This window comes from Amycolatopsis sp. NPDC049252 (assembly GCF_043197175.1).
Lineage (GTDB): Bacteria > Actinomycetota > Actinomycetes > Mycobacteriales > Pseudonocardiaceae > Amycolatopsis.
Genome location: NZ_JBICSQ010000003.1, coordinates 398,359 through 423,939 on the forward strand (window position 1 = coordinate 398,359; position 25,581 = coordinate 423,939).

Below are 25,581 nucleotides of genomic sequence, written 5' to 3' on the forward strand. Positions count from 1 at the left end.
GACGCGTTCTGCGCAACTACTCCCGAACTGATCCGCGGAGAGGACCACGCCGGTGACCGCAACCGATCTCCCGCCGAGCCTGCTCGCCACGCTGCCCGGCACCTACTACACCGATCCGGCGATCTTCGCGCTGGAGCAGTCGAAGATCTTCGAGGCGGACTGGTTCTGCGCCGTGCGCAGCGCGGACCTCGCCGGCCCCGGCGCGTTCGAGACGGTTCAGGTCGGCAAGGAGAGCGTGCTGGTCTCGCGGGGCCGGGACGGCAAGCTGAACGCGTTCCTCAACGTCTGCCGCCACCGCGGCGCGCGGCTGTGCACCGACGAGTCCGGCACCGTGAAGCGCGCGTTCCAGTGCCCGTACCACGCCTGGACGTACGGGCTCGACGGCAAGCTGATCGCCGCGCCCAACCTCACCGGCATGCCCGACGTCGACCGCACGACGTTCGGCCTCACCCGCGTCCACCTGCGCGAGTGGCTCGGCTACGCCTGGGTCTGCCTGGCCGACGAGCCGCCGCCGTTCGACGGGAGCGTCGTCGCCGCGGTCACCGAACGGCTCGGCGGCGCGGACGCGATCGAGGCGTACGGCGTCGACGGCCTGGCGCTGGGCAAGCGCATCGAGTACGACGTGAAGGCGAACTGGAAACAGATCATCGAGAACTTCATGGAGTGCTACCACTGCGCGACGATCCACCCCGAGCTCACCGAGGTCCTGCCGGAGTTCGCCGACGGGTACGCCGCGCAGTACTACGTCGGCCACGGCGCGGCCTTCGGCGGTGACGTCCAGGGGTTCACCATCGACGGCAGCGAGGGGGTCGACCGGCTGCCCGGCGTCACCGAGGACCAGGACCGCAAGTACTACGCGATCACCATCCGGCCGCAGGTTTTTGTCAACCTGGTGCCGGACCACGTGATCCTGCACCGGATGTTCCCGCTCGCCCCGGACCGGACGCTGGTCCGCTGCGACTGGCTCTACCTGCCCGGTGTCGTCGAGTCCGGGCGCGACCTGACGCGCTCGGTCGAGCTGTTCCACCGCGTCAACCTGCAGGACTTCGAGGCGTGCGAACGCTGCCAGCTCGCGATGGACTCGCGCGCCTACGCCGGCGGCGGGGTGCTCGTGCCGAGCGAGCACCACATCGGCGAGTTCCACGACTGGGTCCGCGCCCGGCTCGGTCTCTAGAGCAACGCCCGGATGGCCGTCTCGAACCCGGTGACGTGCTCGAGCGTGAGCGCGGCGGCCTTCTCGGCGTCACCCTCGATGATCGCGGTGAGGAGCGGGACGTGCTCGTCGACGTGGCCGGCCATCCCGGGCAGCCGGGGCACGAACACGCACCAGATCCGCGTCGCGAGGTTGTCGTACCGGATCAGCGTGTCCTCGAGGAACGGGTTGTGCACGCACCGGTAGATCGCCCGGTGCAGGGCGAGGTCGGTGCGCAGCAGCTCGGCGTTGTCGCCGGCCGGGATGCCGGCGTCGAGCTGCGCGCGCAGCTCGGTGAGCGTCATCCGGTCGGCCGCGGTCGCGCGCTCGGCCGCGGCGGCCGTCGCCATCGGCTCCAGCGTGCGCCGGACCTCGGAGATGTGGGTGAGGTCGGAGATGTTGACGTCGGTGGCGAACGTGCCCCGCCGCGGGTAGGCGACGACCAGCCGCTCGGACTCGAGGCGTTTCAGCGCCTCGCGAATCGGCGTGCGGCCCATGCCGAGGGTGGTGCCGAGCCACTCCTCGTTGATGGGGTCGCCCGGCCGGATGTCGAGCATGACCAGGCGATCACGGACGAAGAGGTACGCCTGTTCGGCCAGCGATGGGGGATTGACCGGTGGGTTCATGCCGCTTAGCCTACATCGACAATTGATATATCAGAAGTCGACCAGGAGGACTCGGATGCCTCGCACCCCCGGCGCGGACCTGCCGGACCACCCGGACTTCCTCTGGGACGACCCGGAACCCCGGCCGGCCTACGACGTGATCGTCGTGGGCGGCGGCGGGCACGGCCTCGCCACCGCGTACTACCTCGCGAAGGTCCACGGCATCACGAACGTCGCCGTGCTGGAGAAGGGTTGGCTCGCGGGCGGGAACATGGCCCGCAACACCACGATCATCCGCTCCAACTACCTCTGGGACGAGAGCTCCGGCATCTACGAGCACTCCCTCAAGCTGTGGGAGGGCCTCGAAGAGGACCTCGGCTACCCGATCCTGTTCAGCCAGCGCGGCGTGCTGAACCTCGCGCACAGCCTGCAGGACGTCCGTGACAGCGTCCGCCGCGTCGAGGCCAACAAGCTCAACGGCATCGACGCCGAGTGGGTCGACACCGGCGGCGTCAAGGAGCTGTGCCCGATCGTCAACACCTCGCCGGACGTCCGCTACCCGGTGCTCGGCGCGACCTACCAGCCGCGCGCGGGCATCGCCAAGCACGACTACGTGGCCTGGGGCTTCGCCCGCGCCGCGCACGCGATGGGCGTCGACCTCATCCAGAACTGCGAGGTCACCGGAATCTCCACAGTGGACGGCCGGGTGACGGGCGTCGAGACGTCGCGCGGCCGGATCGCCGCGGGCAAGGTCGCGCTGTGCGCCGCCGGGCACTCGTCGGTGCTGGCGAAGATGGTCGGCCTGGACCTGCCGCTCGTGTCGCATCCGTTGCAGGCCCTGGTGTCCGAGCTGCTGGAGCCGATCCACCCGACGGTCGTCATGTCGAACGCCGTGCACGTCTACGTTTCCCAGGCGCACAAGGGTGAACTCGTGATGGGCGCGGGGATCGACAGTTACAACGGCTACGGCCAGCGCGGCTCGTTCCACATCATCGAGCAGCAGATGGCCGCCGCGTTGGAGCTGTTCCCGGTGTTCGCGCGGGCGCACCTGCTGCGGACGTGGGCCGGGATCGTCGACGTCAGCCCGGACGCGTCGCCGATCATCGGGCTCACGCCGGTCGAGAACCTGTTCCTCAACTGTAACTGGGGCACCGGCGGTTTCAAGGCCACGCCCGGTGTCGGTGACGTCTTCGCGGCGACCATCGCGCGGGGCAAGCCGCACGAGTACGCCGAACCGTTCACCTTGGACCGGTTCACCACCGGTGCCCTCGTCGACGAGCACGGCGCCGCCGCCGTCGCGCACTAGGAGCCTTTGATGCAACTGATTCCCTGCCCGTGGTGCGGGCCGCGTGAAGAGGCCGAGTTCCACTACGGCGGCCAGGCCCACGTCGCCTACCCCGAAGACCCGGCCGCACTGTCCGATGAGGACTGGGCGAAGTTCGTCTTCTTCCGCGCCAACCCCAGCGGCCCGCTCGCCGAGCGCTGGAGCCACTCCGCGGGCTGCCGCCGGTGGTTCAACGCCGTGCGCGACACCCGCACCCACGATCTCCTGGCGGTCTACCGCCTCGACGAGCCGAAACCGGTGATCTCATGACCCGGCTTTCCGGCGTCCCGCTCAAGTTCACCTTCGACGGCCGCGAACTGACCGGTTTCCTCGGCGACACCCTGGCTTCCGCGTTGCTGGCCAACGGCATCCACCAGGTCGCGACCAGCATCAAGTACGGACGGCCGCGCGGCATCGTCGCGGCGGGTGTCGAGGACTCGAACGCCCTGGTGCAGATCGAAGCGCCGTTCCCGGAGCCGATGCTGAGCGCGACCACCGTCGAGCTGTACGACGGCCTGGTCGCGCGTGGACTCTCCGGCCAGGGCCGCCTGGCGACCGAACCGGATCCGGCGCGCTACGACGCCAAGCACGCCCACTGTGACGTCCTGGTCGTCGGCGCCGGCCCCGCCGGGCTCGCCGCCGCGGCTGAAGCCGAGGGCCGGGTCCTGCTCGTGGACGACCAGCCCGGCGGCGAAGCGCCCGACGGTGTCCGCTTCCTCTCGCGCACCACGGCGTTCGGTGTCTACGACGACGGGTTCGTGCTGGCCCTGGAGCGCCGGGGCGAGCCCGCCGCGCCCGAACGGATCTCGCGGCAGCGGGTGTGGCGGATCCGGGCTCGAAAGATCGTGCTGGCCACCGGGGCCCACGAGCGGCCGATCGTGTTCCCGGACAACGACCGGCCCGGCATCATGCTCGCCGGTGCCGCGCGCACGTACCTGAACCGCTACGGCGTCCTGGCCGGGCGGCGGGTGGTCGTGTTCACCACCAACGACAGCGCGTACGACGCCGCGTCCGACCTGGCGGCGGCCGGCGCCGAGATCGTGCGGATCGTCGACGCCCGCGAGGGCTACGGCGTCATCGGCACCGACGGCGACTCCCACATCACGGCCGCCCACGTGGCGAAACTGGGCGAGACGCAGGGGGAGCGGGTCGAATGCGACCTGCTGCTCGTGTCCGGCGGCTGGAACCCGGCGGTGCACCTCTACAGCCAGGCGCGGGGCACCCTGCGCTACGACCCCCGGCTGGGCGCGTACGTACCCGCCGGCTCGCTCCCGAACGTGAGCGTCGTGGGTGCCGCGGCGGGCGAAGGCCTGCCGGAGGCGAAGATCCTCTGGCAGGTGCCCGCACCGGAGTCCGAAGTGGACACCCGGTTCGTCGACCAGCAGCGCGACGCCACGGTGTCCGACGTCCTGCGTGCCACCGGTGCCGGGCTGCGCTCGCTGGAGCACATCAAGCGCTACACGACCATCGGCACCGCGCACGACCAGGGCAAGACGTCCGGCATGCTCGCCGCCGGCATCACCGCGGAAGCCCTCGGCGTCGATCTGTCGACACAGCGGCCGACGACGTTCCGGCCGCCGTACACGCCGGTGTCGTTCGCCGCGCTGGCCGGGCGCAACCGCGGTGAGCTGCACGATCCCGTGCGCGTCACGGCGATCCACCCGTGGCACGTCGAGCACGGTGCCGAGTTCGAGAACGTCGGCCAGTGGAAGCGGCCGTGGTACTACCCGCGGCCCGGCGAGACCATGCACGACGCCGTGCTGCGCGAATGCCGCGCGGCGCGCACCGACGTCGCCGTCATGGACGGGTCCACCCTCGGCAAGATCGACGTCCAGGGCCCGGACGCCGGCTGGTTCCTCGACATGCTCTACACGAACATGATGAGCACCCTCAAGGTCGGCCGGATCCGCTACGGCGTCATGTGCGGCGTCGACGGCATGGTGATCGACGACGGCACGGTCATCCGCGTCGCCGAGGACCGGTTCCTCGTCACCACGACGACCGGCAACGCGGCGATGGTCCTCGAATGGATGGAGGAGTGGCTCCAGACGGAGTGGCCGCACCTGGAGGTCTTCGCGACGTCGGTCACCGAACACTGGGCGACGATCCCCCTGGTCGGCCCCCGTTCGCGCGAAGTCCTCGGCCGCTTGGCGCCGGATCTCGACGTCAGCAACGAGGCCTTCGGGTTCATGACCTGGCAGGACGCCGAGGTGGCCGGGATCCGGGCGCGGGTCTGCCGGATCAGCTTCTCCGGCGAGCTGGCCTACGAGATCAACGTCCCCTCGTGGTACGGGCTCGCGCTGTGGGAGTCCATAGTGGACGCCGGAGCGACGCCGTACGGCACCGAGACCATGCACGTCCTGCGCGCCGAGAAGGGCTACCCGATCATCGGCCAGGACACCGACGGCACGGTGACACCCCAGGACCTCGGGATGTCTTGGGCAGTGTCCAAGAAGAAGGCCGACTTCCTCGGCAAGCGCTCCTTCGCTCGCGCCGAGAACAACCGCCCGGACCGCAAGCAGCTCGTCGGCCTGCTGCCGGTGGATCCGTCGGTGCTGCTGCCCGAAGGCTCGCAGATCATCGAGTCCGACGTCGTGCCCGAACCACCGGTGCGGATGCTCGGCCACGTCACCTCCAGCTACCACAGCGCCGCGCTGGAACGGACCTTCGCGCTGGCTTTGGTGCGCTCGGGCCGGGAGCGAATCGGCGAAACGCTGTACGTCCCGGTCGGCGACCGGGTGGTCCCGGTGACCGTGACCGAATCCGTGCTCTTCGACAAGGAAGGAGCCCGCCGTGACGGTTGACGCGGTCGAAGAACCGTTCCGCACTCAGCTCACCGTGCGTCTCCGGGACGGGCACAGCCTGCTCGGCATCGACCTGCCCGCGCCGTGCACCTTCACGAGCGGCAACGGCTTGGACATCCTGTGGATGGGCCCGGACGAATACCTCGTGCTCGCCGAACCCGGCCGCCAGGCCGAGCTGGAGGCGGCGCTGTCCCGTGAAAGTGACGCGGTGGTGGACGTCTCGGCGCAGCGGGTCACCGTGCAGCTGACCGGGGAGCACGCCGCCGACGTGCTGGCGCACGGGTGCTCGATCGACCTGGAGATGTCCCCGCCCGGTACGTGCGTGCAGACCTTGCTGGCGCGCACGGGGATCGTGCTGATGGTCCGCGAAGAGGGCTTCACCATCCTCGTGCGGCAGTCCTTTTCGGACTACTTCCACGCGTGGCTGGCCGACGCGAGTTTGGAGTACGTCTCGTGACCTTCACCCTGACGCTCAAGTGCCCCGAACGGTCCGGCATCGTGCACGCCGTCACGACGTTCCTCGTCGGGCAGGGCTGCGACATCGTCGAGCACCAGCAGTTCGACGACGACGTCCGCGGCTCGCTGTTCCTGCGCACGTCGTTCACCGCGCCTGAACCGACCACAGTGGACGATCTGCGCCGCGACTTCGCCGTGGTCGCCGGAGAGTTCGGGATGGAGGTCGACTTCTCCGACGGGACGCCGCCTCGGCTGCTGGTGATGGTGTCGAAGTTCGGGCACTGCCTCAACGACCTGCTCTTCCGCTGGCGCGCGGGCAGCCTCGGCGCGGACATCGCCGTCGTCGTCTCCAATCACGAGGACCTGCGGCCGATGGCCGAGGCGGCCGGCGTGCCGTTCGAGTACGTGCCCGTGACACCGGAGACCAAGCCGGAGGCCGAGCAGCGGCTGCTCGACCTCGTCGGCGAGTACCAGGCGGATCTCGTGGTGCTCGCGCGGTACATGCAGGTGCTGTCCAACGACCTGTGCCTCAAGCTCGAAGGCCGCGCGATCAACATCCACCACTCGTTCCTGCCCGGCTTCAAGGGCGCCAAGCCCTACCACCAGGCCTACGACCGCGGGGTGAAGTACGTCGGCGCGACCGCGCACTACGTCACGCCCGACCTCGACGAAGGCCCGATCATCGAGCAGGAGGTCGCGCGCGTCGACCACACCTACTCGCCGCGCGAGCTGGTGACCGTCGGCCGCGACGCCGAAGCACTCGCCCTGTCCCGCGCGGTCCGCTGGCACTGCGAACGCCGCGTCCTGCTCAACGGCAACAGCACTGTTGTGTTCCGATAGGAGTTCCGCCATGACCGCACCGAAAGCCGTGATCATCGGCGCCGGCATCGTCGGCGCGAACCTGGCCGACGAGCTGACCGCCCGCGGCTGGTCCGACGTCACCGTGCTCGACCAGGGCCCGCTGCCGCGCACCGGCGGGTCGACGTCCCACGCGCCCGGCCTGGTGTTCCAGACCAACGCGTCCAAGACGATGACGGAGTTCGCGAAGTACACCGTCTCGAAGTTCCTGGAGCTGGACTGTTTCCTGCAGGTCGGCGGCATGGAGGTCGCGACAACGCCGGCCCGCTGGGAGGACCTCAAGCGCAAGCACGGCTGGGCGACGTCGTGGGGCGTCCAGGGTTCGCTGATCGACGCCGGGGAGTGCGTCCGCCGCTGGCCGCTGCTCGACGGCTCGCAGGTCTTCGGCGCGCTGCACGTGCCGACCGACGGCCTCGCGCGAGCCGCGAAAGCCGTCGAAGTCCTCGCCGAGCGGGCCACCGCGCGGGGGGCCCGGTTCGTCGGCTCCACGCGCGTCACAGACGTGCTGCAGGAAGGCGGGCACGTCACCGGCGTCCGGACCGACCAGGGTGACTTCCCGGCGGACATCGTCGTGTCGTGCGCCGGGTTCTGGGGCCGCGAGATCGGCGCGATGGTGGGGATGGACGTCCCGCTGCTGCCGCTGGCACACCAGTACGTCAAGACCGGGCGGATCGACGAGCTCGTCGGACGCAACACCGAGGAGGTCGAAGCGAGCCTGCCGATCCTGCGCCACCAGGACCAGGACCTGTACTTCCGCGAGCACGTCGACCGCATCGGCATCGGCTCCTACGCGCACCGGCCGATGCCGGTCGAGGAGTCTACTTTGGACCCGTCGGTGACGGAGAGCGCCATGCCGTCGATGTTGCCGTTCACCGAGGAGGACTTCGCGCCGTCGTGGGAGCAGAGCCGGCTGCTGCTTCCCGCACTGCGGCAGGCCAAGGTGGAGGAAGGCTTCAACGGCATCTTCTCCTTCACCCCGGATGGCCAGTCGCTGGTCGGCGAATCGGCCGACGTCCGCGGGTTCTGGCTCGCCGAAGCCGTCTGGGTGACGCACTCCGCGGGCATCGCCAAGGCCGTCGCGGAGCTGCTCGTCGACGGCCGGTCGGAGACCGACCTGCACGAGGTCGACGTCCACCGCTTCGAGGACGTCCAGCTCGCGCCGTCGTACGTGCACGAGACGGCGCAGCAGAACTTCGTCGAGGTCTACGACATCCTGCACCCTTTGCAGCCCAAGCTTTCCCCGCGCGATCTGCGGGTGACGCCGTTCCACGTGCGGCAGCGCGAGCTGGGTGCGGTGTTCCTGGAGGCCGGCGGCTGGGAGCGGCCGCACTGGTTCGAGGCCAACGCGCCGCTGCTGAAGAAGCTGCCGCACGACTGGCTGCCGCCCGCGCGCGACGGCTGGTCCGCGCAGTTCCACTCGCCGATCGCGGCGGCCGAGGCCTGGCACACGCGGAACAAGGTCGCGCTCTACGACATGACCCCGTTGAAGCGGGTGGAAATCTCCGGCCCGGGGGCGCTGGAGTTCCTGCAGTCGCTGACGACCAACCAGCTCGACAAGTCCGTCGGCTCGGTCACCTACACCTTGATGCTGGACGAAGCCGGCGGCGTCCGCAGCGACGTCACGGTGGCGCGGCTCGGCCCGGACCTCTTCCAGGTCGGCATCAACGGCAACATCGACGTCGACCACTTCCTGAAGCACAAGCCGGACGGTGTCCAGGTCCGCGACACCACCGGCGGCACGTGCTGCATCGGCGTCTGGGGCCCGCTCGCGCGGGACCTCGTGCAACCGTTGAGCCAGGACGACTTCTCGCACGCCGGGTTGAAGTACTTCCGGGCCCGCAAGGCGCGGATCGCCGGGGTGCCGGTCGTCGCGATGCGACTGTCCTATGTGGGCGAACTCGGCTGGGAGATCTACACCAGCGCCGACAACGGCCTGCGGTTGTGGGACGCGCTCTGGGCGGCCGGACAGTCCCTCGGCGTCATCGCCGGTGGGCGAGCGGCGTTCAACAGCCTGCGGCTGGAGAAGGGCTACCGGTTGTGGGGCACCGACATGACCACCGAGCACGACCCGTACGAAGCCGGGGTCGGGTTCGCGGTACGGCCGGCCAAGGGCGACTTCCTCGGGCGTGACGCGATCGAGGGCCGGAGCGAGGAGACGGCGTCACGGCGGTTGCGGTGCCTCACGATCGACGACGGCCGGACCGTGGTGCTGGGCAAGGAACCGGTGTTCGCCGACGGCGCCCCGGCCGGGTACGTCACGAGCGCGGCGTACGGCTACACGATCGGGAAGCCGATCGCCTACGCCTGGCTCCCGGCGTCGGTGGACGTCGGGAGCGGGGTGGAGATCGAGTACTTCGGCCGCCGGGTCCCGGCCACCGTGGCGGCGGAGCCCCTGTTCGACCCGGCCATGGAACGGATCCGGAGGTGAGTCATGCGTGACCAGATCATGAGCGACTTCCTGAAAGCCCTCGCGTCCCGCGACGCGTCACCCGGCGGCGGGACGACGGCGGCTTTGCACGTCGCGCAGGCCGCCGCTCTGGTGGCGGGCTGTGCCGAGGACCGTGACGTCGTGGCCGAGGCGCAGGCGTTGAGCATGCATGCGCTGCGGCTGGCGGAGAAGGACGCGCACGCGGTCACCACCGTCAGCCGGGCCTCGGGCAACCCGGACGCGCTGCTCGACGCCCGGCGGGGTGCGTGCGTGCCGCCCGCGGACGTGATCGCCGCGGCGGCGGTGGTTCTGGACCTGGTGGACCGGGTGCCGCCGGACCCCCGGGTGGTGACCGACCTCGCGGCGGCGGCCGAAGCGGCTCGCGCGGCGGCGGTGACGGCCCGGGTGAGCATCGAGGTTCAGCTAGCGGGTCTGCCCGAGGACACCGCACTGCGTGAAGCCGTCGCGACCGTGGGCGAGATCTGCGAGCGCGCCGACCGCGTCACCGAGGCGATCCGGTCGGGGGTGGCGCTCAGTCGGTGAAGTCGCCGTTCATCGACTGGGTGCCGGCGCCGTCCCCGCCGCCGCTGCTGCTGGTCTGGAGCCGCCCGTCCACCTTCGCCGTCGCGTCCACCGAGCCGTCCGAGTACTGCATGACGACCTGGTACTCGTGCTTGCCGGTGTGCGCCGGGAAGCTGAACGTGCGGCTCCAGGGCAGCTTCACGTTCTTCTCCTCCGTCGTTTTGCCGTCGACGGTGCAGGTCAGCGTGGTGACGACGGCCGTGCCCGAGACGTCGAACACCAGCCGGTGCGGTTCGGCCGCCACCGACGTCGACCCCGAAGAGGCCGGTGACGGCGTCCCGCCGGTGGTGCCGCTGCAGCCGGCGGCCAGGAAAGCGGCCGCGACCAGCACGGCGGTGCGCTTCATGCGGAAAGGGTAACGTCGATCACACGGGACCGGTCCCGGCGTTCGGGTGGGTACATCCACAGCAACTCCATGGAACCGGACAAGGAAATTCTCAGGAACGCGGCGTTTGCTGGCAGAGGCGAAGACTTGCCGAGGGCTGGGAGCAAGGGCATGAGCGAGTACGACCGGCGGCCGCAGGGCGGGGACCACCCCCACGGCCAGGATCCGTATGGCCAGGACTCCTATGGCCAGGACTCCTATGGTCAGGACTCCTACGGCCAGGATTTCTACGGCCAGGGCCAGGGGGAGTACCCACAGGGCTACTACCAGCCGGGTTACTACCAGCCGCAGCCCCAGGACCAGCCGCGCGACCAGTGGGGCCGCCCGTACCCGCCGCAGTACACGCAGCCCCAGTACGGCCAGCCGCAGTACGGCCAGCCCCAGTACGGCCGTGAGGTTGCCCCCCACGGCTTCTACGGCCAGGAGGGTGCCGGGTACGGCTATCCGCCACCCGCGTACCAGCCGCCGCCGCGCAAGCGGAACCCGCTGCGCGCGCTGACCGTGGCCGTCGTCGCGATCGCGCTGGCCGTCGTGGCCGGGCTCGGCATCGGGCACCTGATCTCGGCGAACAGTCCCAGCGCGTCGGGCAACCAGAACTTCGGCTTCTCCGGGCAGCCGAGCGCGTCGGCCACGGTGCTCGACGCCGACGCCGTGGCCGCGAAGGTCAACCCGGCGATCGTCAACGTCAACACCGAACTGGGCCTGCAGGGCGCGGCCGCGGCGGGCACCGGCATCGTGCTGACCGCCGACGGCGAGGTCCTCACGAACAACCACGTCGTGGCCGGCGCGACCAGCATCAAGGTCACCAGCATCGGCACCGGCGACACCTACACCGCGCACGTCGTGGGCTACGACCGCAGCGAGGACGTCGCGGTCATCCAGCTCGAGGACGCCTCCGGGCTGCCGACGGCCGCCATCGGCGACTCGTCGAAGGTCAAGGTCGGCGACCAGATCCTCGGCCTGGGCAACGCGGGCGGCCGCGGCGGCGACCCGGTGCCCGCGCCGGGCACGGTCGCCGCGCTCGGCCAGTCGATCACCGCGTCGGACGAGTCCAGCGGGTCGTCCGAGCAGCTCACCGGCCTGATCCAGGTCAAGGCGAACATCGAGTCGGGTGACTCCGGCGGGCCGCTGGTCAACGCGGACGCGCAGGTCATCGGCGTCGACACCGCCGCGTCGACGGGCTACCAGCTCAACGGCCGCCGCAGCGGCGCCGGCGGGCAGGGCTTCGCGATCCCGATCAACCAGGCGGTCGACATCGCGCACCAGATCGTCGCGGGCACCGCGACGGACAAGATCCACATCGGCAAGACGGCGTTCATCGGCGTCTCGGTGTCGGACGGCCAGGGCGGCGGCGCCCAGGTCCGCGACGTCGTCGCGCGCGGGCCGGCGCAGCGGGCGGGCCTCGCGGCCGGGGACGTCATCACGGCCATCAACGGCAAGCCGATCGACTCGGCGACCACCCTGACGAACGTGATGGACACCCACCACCCGGGCGACCAGCTGACGTTGACGGTGTCGGGCGCGTCCGGGGCGTCACAGCAGCTGCCGGTGACAGCGGCCGAAGGCCCGGTCGGCTAGGACTCAGCGCAGGGTCTCGTTCAGCACCTCGCGGTGCGTCTGTTTCGCCGCGAGGTACTTTTCCCGGCCGGCGTCGGTGATCGTCACGAAGATGCCGCGCCGGTCCGCGTCGCACAGCGCGCGTTCGACCAGGCCTTCCTTCTCCAGCCGGGCGACCAGCCGGGACGTGGCGCTCTGGCTCAGGTGGATCGCGCCGGTGAGGTCGGCCGAGCGGCACTTGAAGTCGCAGGTGGCCAGGCGCTCCAGCGCCTCGAACTCGTTCGCGCCGATGCTGTGGCGCTCCTGCAGGCGGCATTCGAGCGTGCTGAACACGGCCGAATAGCGGGCCAGCAGCTCGTGCCACTCCTCGACCAGGCCTTGCTCAGCGACGTCGCTCACGGCGACCAATCTAGCATGCACAGGCATCAGATGCAAACGCATAAGATGCTTAGACATTAAATGCGTATGCATGTACTGTCGCCGTCATGAGTTCTTCCGCGGACCTGTCCACCACCTCGACCCGGTGGGACGCGCGCCTCTGGGGTGTCCTGCTCACGGTGTCCATCGTCATCGGCCTCGACGCACTCGACGTGTCGATGGTCGGTGTCGCTCTGCCCGCCATCCAGGCCGACCTGGGCCTGTCCACCGCCGCGCTGCAATGGGTCGTCAGCGGCTACGTCCTGGGTTACGGCGGGCTGCTGCTGCTCGGCGGGCGCACCGCCGACCTGCTCGGCCGCCGCCGCGTCTTCCTCGTCGCGGTCGCCGTGTTCGCGCTGGCCTCGCTGCTCGGCGGCCTCGTCGATGACGGCGCGCTGCTCATCGCGAGCCGGTTCGTCAAGGGCCTCGCCGCCGCGTTCACGGCGCCGGCCGCCCTGTCCATCATCACCACGACGTTCCACGAAGGCCCCGCCCGCAACAAGGCGATCAGCATCTTCGCCGTCTTCGGCGCCAGCGGGTACTCCGCCGGGCTGGTGTTCTCCGGGCTGCTGACCGAGGTCGGCTGGCGCTGGACGTTCCTGCTCCCCGCGCCGATCGCCGTGTTCGCGTTCGTCGCCGCCTGGAAGCTGATCCCGTCCTACCGCCGCGAAGAGGGCCGCGGGTACGACTTCCCGGGGGCGATCACCGGCGCCCTCGGTTCCCTGCTGCTGGTGTTCGGCGTGGTCGAGGCCCCGCAGGTCGGCTGGGCCTCGCCGCGCACGCTGATCACGTTCGTGGTCGCCATCGCGCTGCTCGCGGCGTTCGTCCTCATCGAGAAGCGCAGCGCGCACCCGTTGCTGCGCCTGGGAATCCTGCGCTCGGGCCCGCTGGCCCGCGCCAACCTCGGCGGCGCGCTGTTCTTCGGCGCGTACATCGGGTTCCAGTTCGTCGTAATGCTGTACCTGCAGCGGGTGCTGGGCTGGTCCGCGCTGCAGACGGCGCTGGGCTTCCTGCCGGCGGCGCTGATCGTGGCGTTCGGCTCGCCCCGCATCGAGCCGCTGATCGACCGCGTCGGCACGCCCCGCACGATCTTCGCGGGCGTCGTCGCGCACGTCATCGGCTACGCGCTGTTCCTGCGGGTCGACGAGCACTCGGGGTACGCGGCCTACGTCCTGCCCAGCATGATCCTGCTGGGGATCGGCTTCACGCTGGCGTTCTCGTCGCTCAACATCCAGGGCACGAACGGCATCGCGGACGACGAACAGGGCCTGGCGGGCGGCTTGCTCAACACGTCGCTGCAGGTCGGCGGCGCGATCGGCCTGGCGGTGGTGACGGCGGTCCTGACCGCCAACGGCGGCGGTGAGGCGTCCCCCGCCGCGCTGCTGACCGGCCTGACGCCGGCGCTGAGCGTGGTCACCGGCATCGCGGTGCTGGGCCTGCTGGTCGCGATTTCCGGTCTGGTGGCGCGGAAGCGCGTGGCCGAAGAACCGGTCGTCGAGGAGGATCTGCTGGCTCTCGCGGACTGAGGGGCACCAGCGGAAGAACCACCATCGCCGGGGGATGGTGGTTCTTCCGCGTTTCTTCGCGCGTTTCCCGGATCACGCCACCCGCTCGTCCGTGCCGGGCACCTTCGCCGTGGTGATGGCGATGCGGTTCCACGTGTTGCTGGTGAGGATCAGCGCGAGCAGCTGGGCGAGTTCCTCTTCGCCGAACTGCCCGGCGGCCCGCGTGTAGACGTCGTCGGGGACGCCGCCCGTCGAGATCAGCGTGACGGCGTCGGTCAGGGCCAGCGCGGCCAGCTCCGGCTCGCTGAAGAAGTTCGCGGCCTCGTGCCACACGGCGATCAGGTGCAGCCGCTCCTCGCTCTCGCCGGCCTTGCGGGCGTCCGAGGTGTGGATGTGCAGGCAGTAGGCGCAGCGGTTGAGCTGCGCGGTCCGGATCTGGACCAGCTCCACCAGCGCGGGGTCGAGCCCGGCGCGGGCGGCGGCGTCGAAGCCGATCAGGGCCTTGAAGGCCTTCGGTGCGGTCTTGGCGAAGGTGATGCGGTGCGTCATGAGCAAAAATCTAGAGCCGAAGTGACCGCCGTGTAGGGTGCATTTCCGTGCCGGAATCGTGGGTCAATCTGGGGGAGCGGCTGGGGGCCGATCTGCACCTGGAGCTGTCCGGCACCGGCGGCAAGCGAGCCGTGCTCAGCACCGCGCTGCGCGACGCCGTCCGCACCGGGCGGCTCGCCCCGGGCACCCGGCTGCCGCCGTACCGCTCGCTGGCCGCCGACCTGGGGCTCGCCCGCAACACCGTCGCCGACGCCTACGCCGACCTGGTCGCCGAAGGCTGGCTCACCGCCGTCCAGGGCTCCGGGACGCGGGTCGCCGACCGCGTGGAACTCCTCGCACCGGCCCGGACGCCGAAGAAGGCGCCTGAGCCGCCGAAGCCGTGGTTCAACCTCCGCCAGGGCCAGCCGGACGCGACGTCGTTCCCGCGCACCGCGTGGCTCGCCGCCGCGCGGCGCGCGCTGAACGTCGCCCCGCACGACGCGTTCGGCCCCGGCGACCCGCGCGGCCGCCCCGAACTGCGGGAGGCGCTGGCCGGGTACCTCGCGCGCGCCCGCGGGGTGCGGACGACCCCGGACCGGATCGTCGTGTGCTCCGGGTTCGCGCACGCGCTGCGGCTGCTGTTCCCCGCGGTGCTGCCCGGCCCGCTGGCCGTGGAGTCCTACGGCCTGGCCTTCCACCGCTCGATCCTCACGGCCGCTTCGGTGCCGACGATTCCCCTGTCGCTGGACGAAAACGGCGCGTGCGTCGACGAGCTGACCGCGGACGTCCGCACGGTGCTGCTCACGCCCGCGCACCAGTTCCCGACGGGCGGGCCGCTGCACCACGACCGCCGCACCGCCGTCGTCGGCCACGCCCGCGCGACCGGCGGGCTGGTCGTCGAGGACGACTACGACGGCGAGTTCCGCTACGACCGCAAGCCGGTCGGCGCGGTGCAGGGTCTCGACCCGGACCACGTCGTCTACGCCGGCTCGGTCAGCAAGAGCCTCTCACCCGCGCTGCGGCTCGGGTGGCTGGTGCTGCCGGACCACCTCGTCGACGCCGTCCTCGCGGTGAAGGGCGAACGCGAGGCCTGGGCGGGCGTGCTCGATCAGCTGACCTTGGCCGAATTCGTCGGATCCGGCGCGTACGACAAGCACATCCGGCGGATGCGGCAGCGCTACCGCCGCCGCCGCGACCTGCTGGTCGCCGCGCTCGCCGCGCAGGCGCCGCACGTGGTGCCCACCGGCGTCGCCGCGGGGCTGCACGCCGTGCTGCGCCTGCCGCCGGGGACCGAGAAGTCCGCGGTGACGGCCGCGACGTGGCAGGGCCTCGCACTCGACGGCCTGGCCGCCTTCCGGCACCCGGCGAGCACTATGTCCACAATGGACGGACTGGTGGTCGGGTACGCGACGCCGCCCGAACACGCTTACGCCGCAACGGTCGACGTGCTGTGCCGCGCCCTGCCGCCCGCGTGAACGCGTGCTGTCCCACAGCGTCATCCGACGATGTCGATCTCGAACGGATCCGTGGAGCTGTAGGTGACGTCCGCCCAGATCGCGCCCGGCAGGTCGTACCGCCGGTGCGAAGTCAGCCTCGAGTTGTACCCCGAGGTCTGGGCCGGGTTGTGCCCGACGCCGTTGTGGTCGTTGCCCCACGCGAAGATGTCGCCGATCCACATCGGCTTCGAGAAGCCGTCGCCGCCCAGCCGCGGGCGGACGATCACGGCCGCGCCCGGGCTGCCGGACAGGAAGACCCGCACCGTGTTCTGCTCGGCGTTCGGCGGGGTGACGGTGATGCGCTCCATGATCTCCACTCCAGTCGAGTCGGATCCCTTGCCGTCCACTCCGGGCCAGAAGTCGACGACCGACGAGACGTCGTAACCCGGGGCGATGTCGCCGCGGTACTGCTTGGCGACGGCACCGTCCGGGATGGTCGGATCGCCGTTGTAGTGCGCGATCCAGTAGTGCGGTTCGGCGACGCCGGCCGAGGAGAACGCCGAGCGCACCGACGGCCAGGTCGAGAGGTTGCAGTAGACCGTCGGGTCGGCGCCCGCCGCGCGTCGCATCCGGACCCAGCCCGGCGCCTCGCCCGGGGCGGCGTCACCGGGCTCGACATCGAGGACGTGCCCGTCGTTGGTGCTCGCCTTCTTGGCGATCGTGACCTTGATCGCGTCGGGGAAACGGGCCCAGTCGGCGGCCGACCACGGTTCCAGCTTGATCTTGTCGATGTATCCCGCGACCAGTTGTCCGCCGGCGGGGATGTTCGCGGCCGTGACCGCGTCGTACATCGTGCGCACGGGTCGAGTCTCCGTTCGGTGCCTCATCGCCGGTTTCGGGGACGGCGAAATCGTCCCCGCGATCCGCCATCGTGCTGTTACCCATGTGGGACGGGCGTCAAGCGAAAATGTTACGCAGTTCCGGTCTGTCACCAACTTGGCGGCACCACGCAATTCCTTCACCACGAGCTCATCCGGCGACGGTGACTTTCCGCTATCGCCTCTGGCTTCCCGCTCACCCGGCTGGCAAGCTGCAGACTCTTTACGAGGGAAGGTACGTGCATGGCGGCACACCCGGCGTGGGCCCGGCGCATCGACGCGCGGGTCGTCGTCCTCAGCGTGCTGCTCGTGGTGGCCCTGCTCGCCTGGTTCGGGGTGGACTACCTGAGGAACCGGCTGGCGAGCGGTGGCTGTGACACCACGACACCGGTCCGCATCACCGCGGCGCCGGACATCGCGCCGGTGCTCACGGCGCTGGCCCGGTCGGTGCCGGGACCCGACTGCTACACCGTGGAGGTCACGGCCAGCGCGTCGACGGCCACCGCGGCGGCCCTCGAAGCCAACGGCGCGAACGGGCCCGACGTCTGGGTGCCGGAGTCGAGCACCTGGCTGCTGCAGGCCCGCGACGGCGGCGCGTGGAACCTGCCGGAGACCGGTCAGTCGGTGGCGAGCTCACCCGTGGTCCTGGCGCTGACCGACGAAGTCGCGAAACAGGCGGGGTGGCCGGCGAAGTCACCGTCCTGGTCGGACGTCGTCGCCGGCAGCCCGGTCGGGCTGCCCGACCCGGGCCGCGATCCGGCCGCGATCGCCGCGCTGATCGGCCTGCAGCAGCTGACCAAGGACGCGCCCGACCCGGCCGCGGCGTTCACCGAGGAGATCCGCAAGCTCTCGGCGGTGAAGGAGCCGTTCACGGCGTCACCCGCGTCGGAACAGTCCGTGCTGGCGCGCAAGCTCGTCGCCGCCTACCCGGCCGTCGGGGTGCCGAGTTTCGACTACCCGTACGTCGTGCTGCCGCGCGCGTCGGACGCGTCGCGCTCGGCGGCCGAGCGGTTCCTGCGGCTGCTGCTCGACCAGACGGCCACGAAGGCCTTCGCCGACGCCGGGTTCCGGACGCCGGCCGGCCAGCTGCTGGGCGACCGGCCGACGGACACCCGCACGAGCTCCGCGCCGCGGCCGGTCGGCCCGCCGACCCCCGAAGCGATGTATGGCGTGCTGCAGGCCTGGGCCGGGGCCAACCTGAGCGCCCGCGTCCAGGTGCTGCTCGACGTGTCCGGCTCGATGGCCGCGACCGTGCCCGGTACCGGCCGCAGCCGGATGGCGCTGACGCTGGAGGCCGCGACGCAGGGCCTCGGGCTGTTCAAGCCGACGACCGAACTCGGGCTGTGGCTGTTCTCCACCAAGCTCGAGGGCGACCGCGACTACAAGGAACTGCTGCCGATGCGGTCCATCGCGGACCAGCTCGCCCAGGGCGGCCTGGCGACGCTGCAGGCGGTCAAACCGAAACCCGGCGGCGCCACCGGGTTGTACGACTCGATCCTCGCCGCGTACCAGAACGCCCGGCAGAGCTGGAAACTCGGCCGGATCAACGTCGTCGTCGTGCTCACCGACGGCCGCAACGAGGACAGCGACTCGATCGGGCTGCCCGGGCTGCTCGCCGAGCTCGGCAAGCTGCAGGACCCGCGCAAACCGCTGCCGGTGATCGGGATCGGCATCGGCCCGGACATCGACGCCAAGGAACTGCAGCAGGTTTCGGCCGCGACCGGTGGCGAATCGTTCACCACGCCGGACCCGCGCAAGATCTCCGACGTCTTCTACCAGGCACTGAGCAAGCTCATGTGCCAGCCACCGGCGTGCAAGAAGTGAGGACCGCGTGCTTGAGGAACTGACCGAAGAGCCGCGGGTGCGCCGGAGAGTGCCGGCGGTGGTGATCGCCGCCTTCGTCGCGGGCCTGGTCCCGTTCGCGCTGCACGCCTGGGCGGCGCTGCACGGGAATTTCGCCCAGGACGACTTCGTGGTGACGTACCGGGCCGCCGCGGCCGGGCCGTTCGACCTCGGCTTCCTGTTCCAGGACTACCACGGGCACCTGACGCCGGGCGGGTTCTTCCTCGCCGCGGTGCTGACCGCGTGGGCGCCGTTGAACTTCCCCTTGATGATGGCGCCACTGCTGCTCATGCGGGCGCTCATGTCGGTGCTGTTCTGGTGCCTGCTGGTGCGCTGTTTCGGCCGCCGGTGGGCGATCCTGGTGCCGTTCACCGTGTTCACGGCCTCGACGCTGCTGCTGGTCCCGACGCTGTGGTGGGCCTACGGCGTCCAGATCGTGCCGGTCGTGCTCGCGACCGCCGGCGCGCTGCACGCGCAGGTCCGGTACTTCCAGGACGGCGGCCGCTGGTGGCTGGGCACCTTCGCGTGGACGCTCTTCGGGCTGGCCTTCTACGAAAAGGCCGCGGTGATCCCGCTGGTGCTGGCCGGCGTGACCGTCCTGCTCGGACAGTCCTTTCGCGACCGGGCGCGCTACTGGGCGGGGCACGTCCTGCTGCTGGCGGCGTTCGTCACCGGCTACCTCACGTTGACCTCGAGCCAGGTGACCCCGGGCGGCACGCCGATGTCCGCCGGGTCGGTCGCGGACCTGACCGGCCGGATGCTCGGCGACACCCTGCTCCCGGGCCTCGCGGGCGGCCCGTGGTCCGGCCCCGGACCGGGCGCGACCTGGGCGCCTTCGCCGTTCGCGGTCGTCGTCGTGGTGTTCCTGGCGGCGGTGGGCGTGCTGATCGCCGGGGTGCGCGCGGGTGGCCGCCGGGCGTGGCGGGCCTGGGCGCTGCTCGGGGTCCTGGTCGCCGTGGACGTCGCGCTGCTGGCGCTGACGCGGCTGCGCGAGGTCGGCCCCGCGGCCGGGGACGATCCGCGGTACCTCGCCGAACTGGCGCTGGCGGCCGCCCTTTGTGGCGCGTTCGCTTTCCTGCCACCCGGCGAAGGTGCGCCGTCCGGCGGAAAGCGGGAACGGCCGATCGCCCTAGCCGTCTGCGTGCTTTTGCTCGCGAGTTCCACCGTGGGCTTCCTGCAGCTGTCGCCCGGGATGCGGTTCGAGCACGCCGGCCAGTACGTCGCCAACGTCCGTGCCGCGCTGGCCGAAGACCCGGATCTCGTCTTCTACGACGACTTCGTCCCGTCCGACGTGGTGTTCGAATGGTTCGGGGCGGATTCCTTCGCGTCGCGCGTGGTCGGGCTGCTGCCCGGCGCCCACTTCGACCAGCCGACCAGCCGGATGCACCTGCTCGACCCGAACGGCACCCCGCACCGGATCACCGGCGTCGCCCCGGTTTCCCGCGGCGTCACGGGCCCGGTGCCGAACTGCGGGTACACCATCGGCGAGACGCTCGTGCGGATCCCGCTCGACACCGCGGTGCTGGGCCGGTACCTGCTCAAGGTGGACTACTTCACTTCGGACGGCGGGGAAGGCCTGATCGACCTCGAGGGCAAGCGGACCCCGGTCTGGTTCCAGGCCGGTCTGCACTCGATGTTCCTGCCGGTGGACGGCCTGTTCGACCACGTCGGCGTCCAGCTGTCGAGCCCGGGTGCCCCGGTGTGCCTGGCCAGGATGGAGGTCGGGAAACCGCTGACCCAGTAGGACTTCAGTACGGGTCGTACGGGCTGTCGTGGCCGAGCAGGCGGGCCACCGGCCGCAGCCGCAGGCGCAACAGGACCTTGAGCACGACGTTGCGGGCGAACCACGGCAGCTGGGCGAGCACCCGCAGCCGGTCCGCCGTGGACGGTGGCGAAAGCCGGAACCGCGCCAGCGACGTCGCCCGGTCCACATAGGTGTACCGGCGTCCGAAGAGGACTTTCGCGATCGTGCCGAGGGTGACGCCGATCGAGGAAAAGCAGTCGTGGACCAGGATTTCCGCACCCGGCGGCAGGTGCTCCGACCAGCGCAGATCGTCGGTGTAGGTCCAGTAGTCGTGCTTGCCGTCGATGTAAAGCAGCTGTATGGGCCGGTCCCAGTCAGGGCGCAGTGCCGTGCTGTAACCGGCGACGAGCTCGACGACGTCGTCCAGCCCGGCCTCGCGGATGTTGCGCTCGAACAGCTGCCGCGTCGGCGATCCGCCGAACAGCCGGCCGTCGACGAACGGGTCGACCGCGATCACCGTGGCCCCGGCCGTGCGCGCGGCCGCGCCGAGCACGATCGTCGACCGGCCCTGGTGGCTGCCGATCTCGAGGACGACGTCGCCCTTTTCCAGGCGGCGCGCGGCGTCCCAAAGCGCTTCGCCCTGGGCGCGCGTCATCCAGCCCTTGACGGGCTCGGCCGAAGCCCAGGCGTCTTCGAACGCCGTTTCGTCGGAAGAGATGGCCCACCTGCCGGGGAGTTCGGGAAACCGGGGAAAATCGTCGGCACATGGTAGCCAGGTTTCGGCCTAGTATCTACCGGATGGTAACCGCCACCCGCGAACGAACCCGGGACGACGCTCCGCCCTCGGAGCGCACCCGGAAGTTCTCGCCGGGCGGTTTCGTGCGCCGGCCGAGCACGTGGATCGTGCTGGCGCTGACCACGTTGTCGTTCCTGCAGATGCCGGGGAAGACGACGTTCGACACCAAGCTCGACCTGGCCGTCGACCCGCTCGCGTTCCTCGGCCGCGCGCTGCACCTGTGGAACCCGCAGGCGACCGCGGGCGAGCTGCAGAACCAGGCGTACGGCTACCTGTTCCCGATGGGCCCGTTCTTCGCGCTGGGCCAGGCCGCCGGGATACCCGCGTGGGTCACGCAGCGGCTGTGGGGCGCGCTGCTGCTGTCGGCCGCGTTCGGCGGGGCGCTGCTGCTGGCGCGCGCGATGAAGATCGGCACCGAGCGCACCCGGCTGATCGGCGCGCTCGGGTACGCGCTCGCGCCGCGCATGCTGACCGAAATCGGCGGTCTGTCCGCGGAGATGCTGCCCGCGGTGCTGCTGCCGTGGGTGCTGGTGCCGCTGGTGCGCGCCGGGCTGACCGGCTCGCCGCGGCGCGCGGCCGGGCTGTCCGCGATCGCCGTGCTGTGCATGGGCGGCGTCAACGGCGCGATGGTCGTGATGGCGCTGGTCCTGCCGGGACTGTGGCTGGTGACGCGCAAGTGGACCCGCGAGCACGTCCGGCTCGTCGCCTGGTGGGCCGTGTTCGTGCTCGGCGCGTCGCTGTGGTGGATCCTCCCGCTGCTCCTGCTCGGCGAGTACAGCCTGCCGTTCCTGGACTACATCGAGTCCGCGACCAACACGACCGCGCCGATGTCGCTGTTCGAGGTGCTGCGCGGGACGAACCAGTGGGTCGCCTACGTCGTGCAGGGCACCCCGTGGTGGCCCGGCGGCTGGTCGCTGATCGACAACCCGGTGCTGATGCTGGCGACCGGGCTCGTCGCCGGGGTCGGCCTGTTCGGGCTGACCCGGCGTGGCCTGCCGGAGCGGCGGTTCCTCGTGCTGGGCGTCGTCACCGGGCTGACCCTGCTGACGATCGGCTACGTCGGCACACTCGACAGCCCGGTCGCCGAACAGGTCCGCCACCTGCTCGACGGGCCGCTGGCCCCGCTGCGCAACGTCCACAAGTTCGAGCCGGTGCTGCGGCTGCCGCTGATGCTCGCGTTCGTGCACGGGATCGCCGGCCCGGTCCGCGTGAAGTCCGCGCGCCGGTTCCTGCGGCCCGCGCTGGGCCTGCTGCTGATCCTGGTGATGGCCGCGCCCGCGTGGCTGCTGAACCTGCGTTCCGGTCCGGGCTGGGACGAGGTGCCGGGCTACTGGTACGACGCGACGAGCTGGGTCGCGAAGGCCGACCCGAACGCGCGGACGCTGCTGCTGCCGGCGACCGGCTTCGGCGAGTACGACTGGGGCCGCACGGTCGACGAGCCCGCGCAGGCGATCGCGAAGAGCCCGTGGGCGGTGCGCAACCAGGTGCCGCTGGGGTCCGAAGGAAACACCCGGCTGATGGACTCCGTCGACGCCGCCCTTTCCGACGGCCGCGGCGACCCCGGGCTGGCCGCGCTGCTCGCCCGGTCCGGCTACCGGTTCCTCATGCTGCGCAACGACATCGACCGGGAGCGCACGGACGCCCCATCCATCGCCACCCTGCGCTCGGGACTGGCGGGGTCACCGGGCATCGGCAAGGCCGCGTCGTTCGGGCCGCTCGAGATCTACGAGGTTCAGCGCCCGGTGCCGCTGGCCACCGCGACGTCCACAAAGGACGTCCCGACGGTCAGCGGCGGCCCGGAGAACCTGATCCCGCTGATCGACTCCGGCCAGCTCGACCCCTCGACGCCGACGGTGCTCACCGGTGACGGCGGCTCGCCGGGCGGACCGCGACTGGTGACCGACGGACTGCGCCGGGCCGAGCGGAACGTCGGCGGCGTGCGGGACAACCTCAGCCAGACCCTCACCGCGGGCGAGGCGTTCCGGCAGCAGCGCGCGGCCGGCGACGTGCTGCCGTTCCCCGGCCAGGAGCACCAGACGGTGGCCGCCTACCGGGGCATCCGCTCGGTGACGGCGTCGACGGCCGCGTCGTTCGCCGACGCCTTCGGCGGGTCCGACCCGAGCCACCAGCCCTTCGCCGCGATCGACGGCGACCCGCGCACGGCGTGGCAGTCGTCGTCGTTCACCGGCCCGGTCGGGCAGTGGCTGGAGGTCGAGCTCGACACCCCGCGCCTGGTCACCGCCGTCGACCTGCAGATGGTGGACGACCTGCGCGTCGGCTGGCCGGCGACGCGCGTCCGGATCACCACCGACAACGGCTCGGTCGACCAGCAGGTCATCCGCGGCGCGGGGGCGCACAGCTACCCCGTCGCGGCGGGGGTCACCACCAAGGTGCGGATCACGTTGCTGTCGCTGGTGGTCGGGCGGCAGGACGGCAACGTCGGCATCGCGGAGCTGAACATCCCGGGCACCCAGCCGCAGCGCGCGCTCGAGGTACCCGCGGACCTGCCGACCGGCTCGGCGCCCGGGTTCGCGTTCACGCGCGGTGCGCAGCCGCGGTACGCGTGCCTCCCGGCCGGGGGCGCGGTGCGCTGCGACGCGGCGTCCGCCCGCGACGGCGAGGAACCCGACGGCATCCGGCGGCTGTTCAGCACCCCGGCGGACGCGACGTTCCTGCTCGGCGGCTCGGTGCTGCCCGCGGGCGGCGGCAAGAACCCGGTGTCCCTGCCGGGAGTGACGGTGGCGTCGACGTCCCAGCTGGGTGGCGACCCGGCGGCGAGCGGGTTCGCGGCGGTCGACGGCGACCCGGGCACGACGTGGCGCCCCGACGTCACCGACCTGCGGCCGACCCTGACCCTCGGCTGGACCGCGCCGAAGCGGATTACGGGGTTGCACATCGGGGTTTCGCCGTCCAGCGGGGCGAAGGCGCCGCGGCAGGTGGAGCTGGCCGGCAAGACAGGCACCCGCACGGTGCAGCTCGACGCGAGCGGGTCCGGCTCCTTCGAACCGCTGGACACCGACCAGCTGCAGCTCATCGTGCCCGGCGACGACGACGATCCGGCGGCCCGCGCGGTGGTCGGCATCGGCAGCCTGGAGCTGTCCGGCACCGACGGCCTCCTGCCGGGGCCGGATCCGGCGTTCACGGTGCCGTGCGGCGCGGGCCCGAACGTCCACCTGGACGGCCTCGACTACCGGACGTCCGTGACGGGCACGCTGTCGGACATCGTCGACCACCGGCCGTTGCCCCTGACGATGTGCCGCGACTCCGAGGGCGGTGTCGAACTCGGGCCGGGCGGACACGAGCTGCGCACGGACCGCTCGGACTCGTTCGTGGTGCAGGACCTGTGGCTGCGGCCCGCTGCCGAGGTTGCCCCCGTCGCGCACCGGGCGGTGCAGATCGGCAAGTGGGACGCGACGTCGCGGTCGGTGACGGTGGCCCCGGGTGACGAGTCGGTGCTCGCGGTGCCGGAGAACGCGAACGCGGGCTGGGTGGCCACTTTGGACGGCAAGCAGCTGGCCCGCACCCGGGTGGACGGCTGGCAGCAGGCGTGGATCGTTCCGGCGGGGGCGGGGGGTGTGGTCTCCCTTTCGTTCACGCCGGATGCTTCCTATCGCACGGACCTGCTGATCGGGGCTTTCGCGGTGCTGCTCCTGCTGGTGGGGGTGGCCTGGCCGGCCCGCCGGCGCCCGTTCCCTGTCGTGGCGGGCGGCTCGGTCTTGGTTCCGGTGCTGCTGATCGGGCTTTTGGTCGCCTTGGGCGGGATGCTGCCGGTGGTGCTGTTGATCGCCTGCCTGCTGGCGCGGCAGTTCTCGGAGCGGGCGCCGAAGTTCTTGGCTTTGGGAGGCATGGTCCTGGCGGCGGCGGTCTCGGTGACCGGGCGGGTGCTGGGCCACGGGCAGGACTGGGCCTATGGGCCGGTCACGCAGGCCGCGCTGTTGCTCGCGGCCGCGGCGACGGTGGCTACGTGCATCGACTGGTTCGCCCGAAAAGCAAACCCCACCGAACCGACCCCCTGACCCGACCCTCCAGGCACGCAACCCGCCCCTCCAGGCACGCGAGTCGTCCGCCTGAGTACGCGAGTCGTCCGCCTGGGTACGCGTGTCGTCCCTGCAGGTACGCGTGTCGTCCGGCTGTGTACGTGAGTCGTCCCTGCAGGTACGCGTGTCGTCCGGCTGTGTACGTGAGTCGTCCCTGCAGGTACGCGTGTCGTCCGGCTGTGTACGTGAGTCGTCCCTGCAGGTACG

General features: G+C 71.1%; 20 protein-coding genes. 14 read left to right on the forward strand and 6 right to left on the reverse strand.

Features of this window, described 5'->3' with window-relative positions; translation table 11 throughout:
* The first annotated feature begins 52 nt into the window (after positions 1-52).
* Positions 53-1,174, forward strand: coding sequence for an aromatic ring-hydroxylating dioxygenase subunit alpha (locus ACGFMK_RS07365; protein WP_392759271.1), 1,122 nt, complete (start codon positions 53-55; stop codon positions 1,172-1,174).
* Here the strand turns inward: ACGFMK_RS07365 and ACGFMK_RS07370 are convergent.
* A complete protein-coding gene (locus ACGFMK_RS07370) occupies positions 1,171-1,818 on the reverse strand; it encodes a GntR family transcriptional regulator (protein ID WP_392759272.1) in 648 nt (215 codons plus the stop codon). The genes ACGFMK_RS07365 and ACGFMK_RS07370 overlap by 4 nt on opposite strands.
* Positions 1,819-1,873: 55 nt before the next feature.
* On the opposite strand from ACGFMK_RS07370, the gene ACGFMK_RS07375 reads away from it, so the two are divergent.
* The 7 genes from ACGFMK_RS07375 to ACGFMK_RS07405 are packed head-to-tail and all read left to right on the forward strand — an operon-like array spanning position 1,874 to position 10,210.
* Positions 1,874-3,103 carry a sarcosine oxidase subunit beta family protein gene (locus ACGFMK_RS07375; RefSeq protein WP_392759274.1) on the forward strand — a complete coding sequence of 410 codons (1,230 nt, stop codon included), beginning with the start codon at positions 1,874-1,876 and terminating at the stop codon, positions 3,101-3,103.
* A gap of 9 nt (positions 3,104-3,112) precedes the next feature.
* Entirely contained in the window at positions 3,113-3,391 is a 279-nt protein-coding gene (locus ACGFMK_RS07380) for a sarcosine oxidase subunit delta (RefSeq protein WP_392759275.1), read from the forward strand.
* A complete protein-coding gene (locus ACGFMK_RS07385; protein WP_392759277.1) occupies positions 3,388-5,925 on the forward strand; it encodes a 2Fe-2S iron-sulfur cluster-binding protein in 2,538 nt (845 codons plus the stop codon). Before ACGFMK_RS07380 ends, ACGFMK_RS07385 begins: the two co-directional genes overlap by 4 nt.
* Positions 5,915-6,382 carry a sarcosine oxidase subunit gamma gene (locus ACGFMK_RS07390; RefSeq protein WP_392759279.1) on the forward strand — a complete coding sequence of 156 codons (468 nt, stop codon included), beginning with the start codon at positions 5,915-5,917 and terminating at the stop codon, positions 6,380-6,382. The genes ACGFMK_RS07385 and ACGFMK_RS07390 overlap by 11 nt, the downstream gene beginning before the upstream one ends.
* On the forward strand, positions 6,379-7,221 hold the full coding sequence (purU, locus tag ACGFMK_RS07395; RefSeq protein ID WP_392759280.1) for a formyltetrahydrofolate deformylase: 843 nt from the start codon (positions 6,379-6,381) through the stop codon (positions 7,219-7,221). The genes ACGFMK_RS07390 and purU overlap by 4 nt, the downstream gene beginning before the upstream one ends.
* Before the next feature lie 10 nt (positions 7,222-7,231).
* Entirely contained in the window at positions 7,232-9,667 is a 2,436-nt protein-coding gene (locus ACGFMK_RS07400) for an FAD-dependent oxidoreductase (RefSeq protein WP_392759281.1), read from the forward strand.
* A gap of 3 nt (positions 9,668-9,670) precedes the next feature.
* The gene (locus tag ACGFMK_RS07405; RefSeq protein WP_392759282.1) at positions 9,671-10,210 is read left to right on the forward strand and encodes a cyclodeaminase/cyclohydrolase family protein; all 540 of its coding nucleotides are present in this window, start codon (positions 9,671-9,673) and stop codon (positions 10,208-10,210) included.
* Here the strand turns inward: ACGFMK_RS07405 and ACGFMK_RS07410 are convergent.
* On the reverse strand, positions 10,200-10,595 hold the full coding sequence (locus ACGFMK_RS07410; RefSeq protein ID WP_392759283.1) for a hypothetical protein: 396 nt from the start codon (positions 10,593-10,595) through the stop codon (positions 10,200-10,202). The genes ACGFMK_RS07405 and ACGFMK_RS07410 overlap by 11 nt on opposite strands.
* Positions 10,596-10,745: 150 nt before the next feature.
* Here ACGFMK_RS07410 and ACGFMK_RS07415 point away from each other — a divergent pair, with 150 nt between their 5' ends.
* Positions 10,746-12,212: a trypsin-like peptidase domain-containing protein gene (locus ACGFMK_RS07415; protein ID WP_392759285.1), complete on the forward strand. Its 1,467-nt coding sequence runs from the start codon at positions 10,746-10,748 to the stop codon at positions 12,210-12,212.
* A gap of 3 nt (positions 12,213-12,215) precedes the next feature.
* Here the strand turns inward: ACGFMK_RS07415 and ACGFMK_RS07420 are convergent, their stop codons facing one another.
* Positions 12,216-12,590, reverse strand: coding sequence for a MarR family winged helix-turn-helix transcriptional regulator (locus ACGFMK_RS07420; RefSeq protein ID WP_392759287.1), 375 nt, complete (start codon positions 12,588-12,590; stop codon positions 12,216-12,218).
* An 86-nt stretch (positions 12,591-12,676) separates the two neighbouring features.
* Here ACGFMK_RS07420 and ACGFMK_RS07425 point away from each other — a divergent pair, with 86 nt between their 5' ends.
* Positions 12,677-14,134: an MFS transporter gene (locus ACGFMK_RS07425; protein WP_392759289.1), complete on the forward strand. Its 1,458-nt coding sequence runs from the start codon at positions 12,677-12,679 to the stop codon at positions 14,132-14,134.
* 72 nt (positions 14,135-14,206) lie between these two features.
* Here ACGFMK_RS07425 and ACGFMK_RS07430 read toward each other — a convergent pair whose 3' ends face one another.
* Positions 14,207-14,662 carry a carboxymuconolactone decarboxylase family protein gene (locus ACGFMK_RS07430; RefSeq protein WP_392759291.1) on the reverse strand — a complete coding sequence of 152 codons (456 nt, stop codon included), beginning with the start codon at positions 14,660-14,662 and terminating at the stop codon, positions 14,207-14,209.
* Positions 14,663-14,709: 47 nt separating this feature from the next.
* Between ACGFMK_RS07430 and ACGFMK_RS07435 the strand changes: the two genes are divergently transcribed.
* Entirely contained in the window at positions 14,710-16,116 is a 1,407-nt protein-coding gene (locus ACGFMK_RS07435; RefSeq protein ID WP_392759293.1) for a PLP-dependent aminotransferase family protein, read from the forward strand.
* Between the two features lie 20 nt (positions 16,117-16,136).
* Here ACGFMK_RS07435 and ACGFMK_RS07440 read toward each other — a convergent pair whose 3' ends face one another.
* Complete coding sequence (locus tag ACGFMK_RS07440; RefSeq protein ID WP_392759294.1) at positions 16,137-16,937, reverse strand: hypothetical protein; 801 nt, start codon at positions 16,935-16,937, stop codon at positions 16,137-16,139.
* A gap of 261 nt (positions 16,938-17,198) precedes the next feature.
* Between ACGFMK_RS07440 and ACGFMK_RS07445 the strand changes: the two genes are divergently transcribed.
* Both ACGFMK_RS07445 and ACGFMK_RS07450 read left to right on the forward strand, forming a co-directional pair.
* Positions 17,199-18,779: a substrate-binding domain-containing protein gene (locus ACGFMK_RS07445; RefSeq protein ID WP_392759295.1), complete on the forward strand. Its 1,581-nt coding sequence runs from the start codon at positions 17,199-17,201 to the stop codon at positions 18,777-18,779.
* A gap of 7 nt (positions 18,780-18,786) precedes the next feature.
* Positions 18,787-20,541, forward strand: coding sequence for a hypothetical protein (locus tag ACGFMK_RS07450; RefSeq protein ID WP_392759297.1), 1,755 nt, complete (start codon positions 18,787-18,789; stop codon positions 20,539-20,541).
* 4 nt (positions 20,542-20,545) lie between these two features.
* On the opposite strand, the gene ACGFMK_RS07455 is transcribed toward ACGFMK_RS07450, so the two are convergent.
* Positions 20,546-21,196 carry a class I SAM-dependent methyltransferase gene (locus tag ACGFMK_RS07455; RefSeq protein ID WP_392759298.1) on the reverse strand — a complete coding sequence of 217 codons (651 nt, stop codon included), beginning with the start codon at positions 21,194-21,196 and terminating at the stop codon, positions 20,546-20,548.
* A 143-nt stretch (positions 21,197-21,339) separates the two neighbouring features.
* Between ACGFMK_RS07455 and ACGFMK_RS07460 the strand changes: the two genes are divergently transcribed.
* Entirely contained in the window at positions 21,340-25,353 is a 4,014-nt protein-coding gene (locus tag ACGFMK_RS07460) for an alpha-(1->3)-arabinofuranosyltransferase (protein ID WP_392759300.1), read from the forward strand.
* Positions 25,354-25,581: the final 228 nt, after the last annotated feature.

Bases quoted from the DNA above. Each gene is read 5' to 3' on its own strand.
- ACGFMK_RS07370 (WP_392759272.1), bottom strand. From the start codon at position 1,818: ATGAACCCACCGGTCAATCCCCCATCGCTGGCCGAACAGGCGTACCTC.
- ACGFMK_RS07375 (WP_392759274.1), top strand. From the start codon at position 1,874: ATGCCTCGCACCCCCGGCGCGGACCTGCCGGACCACCCGGACTTCCTC.
- ACGFMK_RS07380 (WP_392759275.1), top strand. From the start codon at position 3,113: ATGCAACTGATTCCCTGCCCGTGGTGCGGGCCGCGTGAAGAGGCCGAG.
- ACGFMK_RS07385 (WP_392759277.1), top strand. From the start codon at position 3,388: ATGACCCGGCTTTCCGGCGTCCCGCTCAAGTTCACCTTCGACGGCCGC.
- ACGFMK_RS07400 (WP_392759281.1), top strand. From the start codon at position 7,232: ATGACCGCACCGAAAGCCGTGATCATCGGCGCCGGCATCGTCGGCGCG.
- ACGFMK_RS07405 (WP_392759282.1), top strand. From the start codon at position 9,671: ATGCGTGACCAGATCATGAGCGACTTCCTGAAAGCCCTCGCGTCCCGC.
- ACGFMK_RS07410 (WP_392759283.1), bottom strand. From the start codon at position 10,595: ATGAAGCGCACCGCCGTGCTGGTCGCGGCCGCTTTCCTGGCCGCCGGC.
- ACGFMK_RS07415 (WP_392759285.1), top strand. From the start codon at position 10,746: ATGAGCGAGTACGACCGGCGGCCGCAGGGCGGGGACCACCCCCACGGC.
- ACGFMK_RS07425 (WP_392759289.1), top strand. From the start codon at position 12,677: ATGAGTTCTTCCGCGGACCTGTCCACCACCTCGACCCGGTGGGACGCG.
- ACGFMK_RS07430 (WP_392759291.1), bottom strand. From the start codon at position 14,662: ATGACGCACCGCATCACCTTCGCCAAGACCGCACCGAAGGCCTTCAAG.
- ACGFMK_RS07445 (WP_392759295.1), top strand. From the start codon at position 17,199: ATGGCGGCACACCCGGCGTGGGCCCGGCGCATCGACGCGCGGGTCGTC.
- ACGFMK_RS07455 (WP_392759298.1), bottom strand. From the start codon at position 21,196: ATGACGCGCGCCCAGGGCGAAGCGCTTTGGGACGCCGCGCGCCGCCTG.
- ACGFMK_RS07460 (WP_392759300.1), top strand. From the start codon at position 21,340: ATGGTAACCGCCACCCGCGAACGAACCCGGGACGACGCTCCGCCCTCG.